The 8,070-nt window shown below is 59.3% G+C and carries 10 protein-coding genes; 4 read left to right on the forward strand and 6 right to left on the reverse strand.

Going from position 1 to position 8,070, the window contains the following annotated elements; all coding sequences use genetic code 11:
- Window positions 1-813: YifB family Mg chelatase-like AAA ATPase (locus tag A3754_RS09490; RefSeq protein ID WP_197468597.1), on the forward strand; the 813-nt coding region annotated here is incomplete at its 5' end.
- A gap of 139 nt (window positions 814-952) precedes the next feature.
- Here the strand turns inward: A3754_RS09490 and A3754_RS09495 are convergent.
- The 3 genes from A3754_RS09495 to A3754_RS09505 all read right to left on the reverse strand — a co-directional run bounded on the left by A3754_RS09495 (window position 953) and on the right by A3754_RS09505 (window position 3,538).
- On the reverse strand, window positions 953-2,152 hold the full coding sequence (locus tag A3754_RS09495; RefSeq protein ID WP_063519472.1) for an acyl-CoA dehydrogenase family protein: 1,200 nt from the start codon (window positions 2,150-2,152) through the stop codon (window positions 953-955).
- 73 nt (window positions 2,153-2,225) lie between these two features.
- Complete coding sequence (locus A3754_RS09500) at window positions 2,226-2,981, reverse strand: SDR family NAD(P)-dependent oxidoreductase (protein ID WP_063519473.1); 756 nt, start codon at window positions 2,979-2,981, stop codon at window positions 2,226-2,228.
- Window positions 2,982-3,046: 65 nt separating this feature from the next.
- Complete coding sequence (locus A3754_RS09505; protein ID WP_231880573.1) at window positions 3,047-3,538, reverse strand: NUDIX hydrolase; 492 nt, start codon at window positions 3,536-3,538, stop codon at window positions 3,047-3,049.
- A 59-nt stretch (window positions 3,539-3,597) separates the two neighbouring features.
- Between A3754_RS09505 and A3754_RS09510 the strand changes: the two genes are divergently transcribed.
- The gene (locus A3754_RS09510) at window positions 3,598-4,251 is read left to right on the forward strand and encodes a hypothetical protein (protein ID WP_063519475.1); all 654 of its coding nucleotides are present in this window, start codon (window positions 3,598-3,600) and stop codon (window positions 4,249-4,251) included.
- On the opposite strand, the gene A3754_RS09515 is transcribed toward A3754_RS09510, so the two are convergent.
- Window positions 4,236-5,264 (reverse strand): AraC family transcriptional regulator, encoded by a 1,029-nt coding sequence (locus tag A3754_RS09515; RefSeq protein ID WP_063518665.1) that lies wholly within the window; start codon window positions 5,262-5,264, stop codon window positions 4,236-4,238. The two genes, A3754_RS09510 and A3754_RS09515, sit on opposite strands and share 16 nt — an antisense overlap.
- A 147-nt stretch (window positions 5,265-5,411) precedes the next feature.
- On the opposite strand from A3754_RS09515, the gene A3754_RS09520 reads away from it, so the two are divergent.
- On the forward strand, window positions 5,412-6,476 hold the full coding sequence (locus A3754_RS09520; protein ID WP_063519476.1) for an acyl-CoA desaturase: 1,065 nt from the start codon (window positions 5,412-5,414) through the stop codon (window positions 6,474-6,476).
- A gap of 59 nt (window positions 6,477-6,535) precedes the next feature.
- On the opposite strand, the gene A3754_RS09525 is transcribed toward A3754_RS09520, so the two are convergent.
- Together A3754_RS09525 and A3754_RS09530 are read right to left on the reverse strand one after the other, a co-directional pair.
- Entirely contained in the window at window positions 6,536-6,844 is a 309-nt protein-coding gene (locus A3754_RS09525; RefSeq protein ID WP_063519477.1) for an antibiotic biosynthesis monooxygenase, read from the reverse strand.
- Window positions 6,845-6,955: 111 nt separating this feature from the next.
- Window positions 6,956-7,687 (reverse strand): pseudouridine synthase, encoded by a 732-nt coding sequence (locus tag A3754_RS09530; RefSeq protein WP_255363130.1) that lies wholly within the window; start codon window positions 7,685-7,687, stop codon window positions 6,956-6,958.
- 73 nt (window positions 7,688-7,760) lie between these two features.
- Between A3754_RS09530 and A3754_RS09535 the strand changes: the two genes are divergently transcribed.
- The coding region (locus A3754_RS09535) for a UvrD-helicase domain-containing protein (protein ID WP_156496936.1) at window positions 7,761-8,070 on the forward strand (310 nt) is incomplete at its 3' end.

An 8,070-nucleotide genomic window follows, 5' to 3' on the forward strand; every position in this document is an offset into this window, starting at 1 on the left:
CTCGCCTCGCGGTTGCCCGGATTGATGCCGCCCATGCGCACGGCTCAAGCTCTGGAAGTGGCAGCCATTCATTCACTCAAACAGCCCCGCAACAGCCGGCTTTTTTATCAACGCCCTTACCGGGCACCGCACCATACTTCCTCGGCAACGGCCCTGGTCGGCGGTGGCAGTTACCCGCGGCCCGGGGAAATTTCCCTGGCCCATCACGGCATTCTGTTCCTGGATGAACTGCCGGAGTTCGACCGCAAAGTGCTGGAAGTCATGCGTGAACCGCTGGAAACCGGTGAAGTCAGCATCGCCCGCGCCGCCCAGCAGCTCACCTTCCCCGCCCGCTTTCAATTGGTGGCGGCCATGAACCCTTGCCCCTGCGGGTATCTGGGCGATCCGGAAAAGAGCTGCGGTTATCGCTGTGAAAAAGCCAAACGCTATCAGGGCAAGCTGTCCGGCCCGTTACTGGATCGCATTGATTTGCATCTGGATGTGCCCGCCGTAGAAGCAAAGGAGCTGCTGGGCGACAAGGAAGGGGAAACCAGCGAGGCCATCGCCCAACGGGTTCGCCATGCGTGGAAACAACAATGGCACCGGCAACAGCGCCTGAACCGGGAGTTGGGCAGCGACAAACTGGAACCCATGCTGCGCCGGCACCGGGACTGGCTGGCGGGGGTCATGAGCCGGCTGGGGTTATCCGCCCGCTCCCTGCACCGTAGCGCACGGGTCGCCCGCACCATTGCCGATCTGGATAACAGTCCGGAGGTGGAGCGGGACCACCTTCGCGAAGCGCTGAGTTACAGACAGAATGTGCAGCAGGGCTGACGGTTTATCGCGCCCGATGCGCAATCGCTACCCTTGTGCGTGCGCTAAACGCAAACGCCCCGCGTGTGCGGGGCTTTTTTGCGTGATTCCTGTTGCGTGAAGCGTGTTGCGTCTCACGTGTTACCTCTGCGAAGCAGACCTACACGCCCCACTTGAAGAAATCACGCTTCTCTTTCAGATAAAAGCGGGACAACACCATCTTGTGCACTTCGCTGGCGCCATCCACCAGACGCGCCTGACGGGCGTAGCGGTAGATCCACTCCAGCAGGGTGTCCTTGGAGTAACCGCGGGCACCGCACAGCTGGATGGCGGTATCCGCCGCCTTGTGCAAGGTATCGGCCACGTGGATTTTTGCCATGGAAATTTCTTTCTTGGCAAAGTCACCCTGGTCCAGCATCCAGGCAGCCTGCATGGTCAGCAGACGGCCCACTTCGATTTCCTTGGCCACATCACCCAGCATCCACTGCACACCTTCGTGTTCGGCCAGGGTTGTTCCAAAGCTCATGCGGTTTTCCACATAACCCGCCGCTTCTTCCATGCAACGCTTGGCCAGACCCAGCCAGCGCATGCAGTGGGTCAGACGCGCAGTACCCAGACGAATCTGGGTAACCTTCAGGCCATCGCCCACGTTGAGCAGACGGTTCTCATCGGGAATCACCAGGCCATCGAATTTCAGCTCGCAGTGACCGCCGTGCTCTTCCGGGCCCATGATGGGAATGCGGCGCACGATTTCCCATCCGGGCTGGTCGGCATCGAACAGGAAGGCGGTGAGGCCCTTGCGCGGATCGTCACTGGTCTTGGCAATCAGGATAAAGGTCTGTGCGCCTTCGGCGCCGGTGATAAACCATTTACGACCCCTGATGATCCAGTTGTCCCCCTCTTTGGCGGCCGAGGTGTAGGTCAGGGAAGGATCGGAACCGCAGCCGCCGTCGGGTTCGGTCATGGCGAAGGCGGAGCGCACCTTGCCGTCGATCATGGGCTGTAGCCAACGTGCTTTCTGCTCGTCATTGAGAATCTTGTTAAGCAGGATCATGGTGCCGTCATCCGGCGGGGCACAGTTGAACACCACCGGGCCGAACGGGCTGCGCGCCGCTTCTTCGTACAACACCGCCATGCCGGCCACGCCCACGTCCAGGCCGCCACGCTCTTTGGGTAACTGGAACCCCCACAGGCCAGCCGCTTTCGCTTTTTCACGCAGGCTAGCGACCACGCTTTCCTTGAAGTTTTCGTGGTCGTCGTAATTGGCCTTGTCGTTTTCCAGCGGCATGATTTCCGCTTCGACAAAGGCCGCGACCTGTTGACGCAGGCTTTCGATTTCCGGGCTCAGGGAAAAATCCATGGTCGTTCCTTAATACTGTTTCAAGGGTTTCCTACGCTTCAGACCGTATTGGCTGCCGCGCCGCGTGTGCGTATCAAAGGGTATTGCAAAGATGACCGCCGTCCACGGCGATGATGGCACCGCTCATGTAGGACGAAGTATCAGAGGCCAACAACAACAGCGGGCCCACCAGTTCGTCGATCTGACCGAGACGACGGTAAGGGATGCGCTTGAGCATCTTTTCCGCCTGCGGGCTGTTGAAGAAATCCGCGTTGATGTCGGTTTCCACATAGCCGGGACAGATGGCGTTGCAGCGGATGTTGTAACGGGCGCAGTCTAGCGCCAGGGATTTGGTGAACTGTACGACAGCAGCCTTGGACGCGGTGTACGGGGCCACCCGGCCACCCACTCGCAGGCCGAGGATGGAGGCAATATTGACGATGCTGCCGGGGCGGCCATCGCGCTTCCATTGCTGGATAGCGAATTTGGAGACGGCCCAGACGCCTTTCAGGTTGGTATCCACCACCCGGTCCCATTCCTCTTCAGGGATGTTTTCGGTGGGGCCTTCCTGGGAAATACCCGCGTTGTTCACCACCACGTCCAGCGGTGGCATGTCGGCAAAGGCCGCTTCCACGCTGGCGTGATCACTCACATCCATGGGTACCACGATGGCTTCCCGGCCCAAGTCGCGCACGGCCTTGGCGGTGTCTTCCAGTTTTTCCACGCGGCGGGCGGCCAGCACCACATCCGCGCCTTCTTCGGCCAGCGCAGTGGCAAAGTGGGCACCAAAGCCGCTGGAGGCACCGGTGATCAGAATACGCTTACCGGCAACACTGAATCGCTGAGTCATAAGGCTCTCCTTCTAGATGGGGAGAACCTACCCAGCAGGGGGCCTGTAAACAAGGACGAAAACGCTCAGCGTGCTGATGCCAGCAGCAAGGACAGGGCGTGGCGGCTATCCGGGGTGGCGCCGGGCAACGCCAGGGCCTGTGCTGCGGGCAGCCAGTCGATGGCCACCACCTCATCGCTCAGGGACACCGCATCCGGACAGGCCCGCACCGAGGCCAGGGCGCCCCACACCCGGTGATGAGGATTGGCAAACCAGAACCATTGCCAGCGGGAGAACTGACGGCTCAACCCCAGCTCTTCATACAGCTCCCGACTCAGCCCCTGAGCCACCGTCTCATCCGGGCGCATGACCCCACCGGCGGCCAGGTCCCAACCCCCCGGGTAGAAATGCTTGTGGTCTGCCCGCTTCTGCACGCACACCCGCCCGGCCAGATCCTGCACCACCACATAGGAGGCACGGTGGATCAACCGCTGGCGCTGCATACGCCCACGCTGGCAACTGCCGCGAGGGTGATTATGCCGGGAGACAAGTAGGACGGGTTCAGAATCCACGCGCATTGTGTTTTCATGCTTTTTCAAAACTGAACTCTACCCGATTAGGATGAAAGAAGGTCAACATGTTCGAGAACATCAAATTCCAATTTGAAACCTTTGATTGGGGAGGGGTTTCTGGGGTCTCCGACCTCCTTATGGTCATATTGACTATCGTACTTCTGATCGGGCTTCGACAAGGCTCTCACAATATTCGTGAAGCCTCTCTGTCTCGTGACGCCGATATTCTTCGCTGGGCCATGGCTGAGATGGATACACTCAAACCTCTCATTCGTATCATCACTGACGCCCACCAAAACCAGCCGTATAACAAAAAAAGCGCCAATGAACACTGGAAAAAGGAGGAACGTGAAGCAGCACAGCAGGTCAGCGTCAAGCTACAACGTATTGGTTACATGGCATGGAATAACCTAATTTCAAGAAACCACTTCATGAATATATGGGGCCCTATGTACCTCTGCTGCTGGTACGCACTGGAACCTTGGGTTCTTGAAAAACGCCACCAACTGGATGAGCCTGAGCGAATAGAGGACGGCGCATTTTCCAGGCATTTCTTTGAAATTTACGCCTTGTATTGTGAAGCTTGGTTACCACTGGGCCTAGTTAACAATGAACGATCACGTTTCGGCCTCACCAAGATAGATTCCATTGAACAGCACAGAAAGCGGAATCGCAAAGCGTTGAAGCAGAAAACAGGGGGATACTACGGCTGGAAATGACTGGGCGGGTGGCCGGTCCATTTGCGGAAGGCGCGGGCGAAGTTGCTGGGGTCGGCATACCCCAGGCGGTTAGCCACCTGTTGCACGGTGATGTTGGCCTGCAGGTAGGCCATGGCCTTGGTCATGCGCACTTCTTCCAGCAAGGAGCGATAACTCACACCCAACGCATTAAGGTAACGACGCAAGGTCCGCGAGGTCACATGAAAGTTGCCGGCCAGCTGTTCCAGGCTGGGCAGCATGCCTTCCGCCTGCATCAGGCGTGCGCGCACCCGGCTGGCCCAATCCTGATCCGCCTCGAGGCGCTGTAATTCTTCCTCGCATTTCTGCGCGGCCATGTGCCGGGAAGCTGGATCAGACAAGGTGAAGGGTTCGCTGAGCAAGGAATGCGGCAAGCGCAGGGCCGCCACCTCAGCGCCAAACTCAACCGGCATTTGCAGCAGCTCGCGGTAGCGCTCGGCATGCGCTGGCGGCGCGTAGGGCAGCTCCAGCACGGCGCCACGGAAACGCTCGCCCAGCAGGTAGCGGATACCACCCACCACCGCAGCCACCACTACTTCCAGGTAGGTTTCGCGAATATCACCCAGCGGCACACTTTCCAGCAGGCAGAAACGCACCCCTTCCGTGGACGGCTCAATACGCGGTACGCACAGCCGGGTACGGGTGCGGAAATAACGCTCCAGCAAGCGCAGGGCATCGCCGAGATCCGCACTGCTGATCGCCGCATAGCCCAACAGACCGTGGGCGGTCAGCGTCAATTGCTGCCCCAGGGCCAAGCCCAGCGCCGGATTGCCGGTCATCTCCCGGGCCCCGACCATCACCCGGCGGAACTGCTCGAAACGCAGCGCGGGCTCCGGGTTATAGACTTCCTCTTCCGTTAGCTCCACCTGGCGCAGCAAACGCCGGGTGTCCACGCCCACTTCACTGATCAATTCGACCAGATTGCGGACGTAGTTCACCGGCACCGGCGAACGGCCAGTGCCCGGATCAAGCTGGATAAAGCGGTCACGGTTCATGGGTCCATCATACGCTACTTTTTCACCTGTCCGAAAATGACCGGAAAGTGTCCAGCCTTGCACTTCGCCGTTTGCTCGCTCTCTTCGACAATGCCTGCCTCGGAATTTCCCGGCTGCATTCAGCCCGCACAACCCAAGGACAGCCCCATGACGACGGACTCACCCGCTTACAGCCGCCAGTTTGGCGCTGACGACGCTCGCGCCATTCGCGATGCGGTGAAAAAGGATCTTGGCCCCGCGGCATTCAAATCCCGCCCCCTGCGCGCGCTGTGGTTTATCCCCATGACCGCCATCATCGTCGGCAGCATCACCAGCATTCTGGCCTTTGACCTGCCCTGGTGGGGTAACCTGCTGCTCAGCCTGCTGGCGGGCCACACCCTCGCCTGCCAGGCCCTGCTGGCCCACGAAGTGCTGCACGGCGCCCTGGGCATGAGCCGCCGCATGCAGGATGTACTGGGCTGGATGGGCTTTGGCCCGGCGCTGGTGCCACCGGAGTTCTGGCGCCGCTGGCACAATGTGGCTCACCACGCCCATACCAATCTGGGCGACAAGGACCCGGACTCTTTCGGCACCATGCACCGCTACGAGAAACACCCGAAGACGGCCAACTTCACCAAGCTGGCCCCCGGTGGCGGCACCTGGTACAGCTACCTGTTCCTGTTCTATTCCTTCATGTTTCATGCCCAGCTGGTACTGCGCCTGCAGACCCGCAAGCGTGAAGAGTTCAAGGGCTTCGACCGTAAAAAGGCCATCCGCCAGTCCTACCTGTGCATGGCCGCCTGGATCACCCTGGCCATCGTGTCCGGCCCGCTGGCCATCTTCACCGTGTTGATTCCGATGATGATGATCAACTTCATCGGCCAGGGTTATATCCTCACCAACCACATGCTGCGCCCACAGATGGACAACAATCACCCGGTGGACAATTCCATGAGCGTGCGCGCCTGGCGCTGGATTGATCCGCTGCATTTCCACTTCAGCCACCACGTGGAGCACCACCTGTTCCCGAAAATGGGTTCGGATCAGGCCCCGAAAGTGCGCGCCTGGCTGGAACAGGAAATGCCGGAACGCTATGTGGCGCCCAGCCATGTGAAAGCAGTGGCCATGCTGTACAAGACGCCGCGGGTGTACAAAGACGCGAACACGCTGATTGATCCGCTAAACCCGGAAAGAACCGTGGATGTGATGGAGCTGCAGGGACAGCTTGGGTAACGGGCTGAAGAAAATGGGAGAATCGTGGGCGGAAATTTTCGGCAGAAAATTTCCGCCTTTTAGCTTTCTGAGAGAGCGTCGCTGTTAGCGTAGGCACGCAGTATTTTTACCACCTCTACCTTGTAGTGCTTGTACCAGCCAGTCTTTCCTAGTTGCTGTGCTACCTTATGCTCCGCCTGCTGCTTCCAGGCTTTAATGTCCGCCTCATCCTGCCAATACGACACAGCAATTTCCTGATCACCTTGCGTCGCACTGATGAAATCAGTGCAACCAAATCCTGCCATGGCCAGATCACGTAATTTTTCAGCCATGTCACCGTAACGTTCGTCCTGATCACCAACCGTGGCGGTGAAGATCACAGCGTACATACTCCATCCCTGTGTGTTCTTTTTCCTTATTTTGTAGGTCGCATTAGGCCGAAGGCCGTAATTCGACACTCACGCCGTCCTGCCCCCGGCCGAAGGTCGCAGGGCAAACGATCAGATACCCGCGATTTCGTCCTCTGTCAGTACCCGATATTCTCCCGGCGACAGATCCGCATCCAGTACGATTTCGCCGATCTGCTCCCGATGCAACCCCACCACCTTATTGCCGCGGGCAGCCAGCATGCGTTTAACCTGATGGTAGCGCCCTTCCGTGATAGTCAGCACCAAGGTGTGTGCATTCACCCGCTCAGCCCGGGCCGGCAAGGTCGGGCTGTCCTCGCCGCGTAGCAGGATTCCCTCACGCAAGGCCTGCAAATCCTCGTCACTGACCGGGTCTGCACAGGTCACCCGATAGCACTTGCCACAGGCATGGTTCGGGGACGTGAGGCGGTGAGACCACTGCCCGTCGGAAGTGAGCAGCACCAGCCCGGTGGTATCCCGGTCCAGCCGGCCGGCCGGGTGTACCTGGGTGCGCAACTCAGGCGGCAACAGGTCCAATACCGTGCGGTGCTCAGGATCATCCGTGGAGCAGACCACATCAACGGGTTTGTACAGCATCAGGTAACGATGGCCGGGAAGCTGCACGACTTCACCATGCAACATCACCACCTGATCCGGGCGCAACTGCAGGTTGGCTTTGGGTTTTGCTTCATCAGCGACCGTTACCGCCCCCCCGCTGATCAGCTTTTTCGCCTCCTTGCGGGTAAGGCCGGCACTGTGGGCAAGAAAATAGTCCAGACGCATAGGCAAAACCGTTACCAGAGAAACCGTCATGATAACCGACATAAGGTGTCTGGAGTGCACACCCATCACTGGTATCATAGCGACCCGATTTCACCCCCAGCGTTACCGGAGCCCCATGAGCAAACTCAATCCCCGCCAGCAGGAAGCCGTGAACTACGCCGACGGCCCCCTGCTGGTACTGGCCGGTGCGGGCTCCGGCAAAACCAGCGTGATCACCCGCAAGATCGCCTGGCTAATTCAGGAGCGGGGTATTCCGGCCCGCCATATCGCGGCGGTAACCTTTACCAACAAGGCCTCCCGGGAAATGAAGGAGCGGGTGCAACAGCTGGTCAGCCGCGACCTGACCCGGGGGCTGATTGTCTCCACCTTCCATAACCTGGGCCTGCGCATCCTCAAATCCGAATTGAAAGCCTGCGGCCTGCGCA

It is taken from the genome of Alcanivorax sp. HI0083, assembly GCF_001635175.1.

Coding starts and splice junctions, on each gene's coding strand:
- A3754_RS09515 (WP_063518665.1), bottom strand. CDS start 5,264: ATGAACCGTGACCGCTTTATCCAGCTTGATCCGGGCACTGGCCGTTCG.
- A3754_RS09525 (WP_063519477.1), bottom strand. CDS start 6,844: ATGTACGCTGTGATCTTCACCGCCACGGTTGGTGATCAGGACGAACGT.
- A3754_RS09510 (WP_063519475.1), top strand. CDS start 3,598: ATGTTCGAGAACATCAAATTCCAATTTGAAACCTTTGATTGGGGAGGG.
- A3754_RS09530 (WP_255363130.1), bottom strand. CDS start 7,687: ATGTCGGTTATCATGACGGTTTCTCTGGTAACGGTTTTGCCTATGCGT.
- A3754_RS09520 (WP_063519476.1), top strand. CDS start 5,412: ATGACGACGGACTCACCCGCTTACAGCCGCCAGTTTGGCGCTGACGAC.
- A3754_RS09495 (WP_063519472.1), bottom strand. CDS start 2,152: ATGGATTTTTCCCTGAGCCCGGAAATCGAAAGCCTGCGTCAACAGGTC.
- A3754_RS09505 (WP_231880573.1), bottom strand. CDS start 3,538: ATGCGCGTGGATTCTGAACCCGTCCTACTTGTCTCCCGGCATAATCAC.
- A3754_RS09500 (WP_063519473.1), bottom strand. CDS start 2,981: ATGACTCAGCGATTCAGTGTTGCCGGTAAGCGTATTCTGATCACCGGT.